General features: G+C 70.5%; 1 protein-coding gene. It reads left to right on the forward strand.

The features are described from left to right. Nucleotides 1–884, forward strand: an 884-nt coding sequence (locus tag HMPREF2924_RS24895) for a type VI secretion system spike protein VgrG2a (RefSeq protein WP_003124919.1), incomplete at both ends; no start/stop codon positions are given.

Genomic DNA, 884 nt, shown 5'->3' on the forward strand with positions numbered 1-884 from the left:
CCGCCCTACGCGCTGCCCGACCACAAGATCCTCAGCACCATCAAGAGCAAGGAGTACAAGGGCAGCCGGGCCAACGAGCTGCGCATCGACGACACCACGGCGCAGATCAGTGCGGCGCTGATGAGCGACCACGGTGCCAGCGCGCTGCACCTGGGCTACCTGACCCATCCTCGGCCCGAAGGCGGCAAGCCACGCGGCGAGGGCTTCGAACTGCGCACCGACGAACATGGCGCGGTGCGTGCGGCCAAGGGGCTGCTGCTGAGCACCGAGGAGCAGCTCAGGGCCGGCGCCGGCCATCTCGACCGAGGCGTCGTGGTGCAGGTGCTGGAGGCGGCGCTGGAGCTGGCCCGCGAGCTGGGCGACTACGCCGGGGAGCACCAGGGCGTGGGGCACGACGCGGCGCCGCAGCAAACCCTCCAGGAAGCCGTGCGCGACCTCGGCCACGGTGCCAACGACGAGTCCGGCAAGAGCAACGGAGGCAAGCCGGCGATCGCCTTGAGCGGTCCGGCAGGGATCGCCGCGGCGACGCCGGCGAGCCTGACCCTGGCCGCCGGCGAGCACGTCGACAGCGTGGCCCGGCAGAACCAGCAGGTGACCGCCGGGCAGAAGGTGGTGATCAACGCCGGCAGCGACATCGGCCTGTTCGCCCAGGGCGGCGAGCTGCGCCAGATCACCCACCAGGGGCCGATGCTGCTGCAGGCGCAGAAGAACGACATCCGCCTGGAAGCCGAGCAGAGCGTGGAGGTCAGCGCCAGCCAGCAGCACGTGCTGGTCACCGCGAAGGAGCACATCACCCTGATGTGCGGCGGCGCCTACCTGACCCTCAAGGGCGGCAACATCGAGCTGGGCATGCCCGGCAACTTCGTGGTCAAGGCGGCGAAGCA

It is taken from the genome of Pseudomonas sp. HMSC063H08, from assembly GCF_001813645.1.
GTDB lineage: Bacteria > Pseudomonadota > Gammaproteobacteria > Pseudomonadales > Pseudomonadaceae > Pseudomonas > Pseudomonas aeruginosa.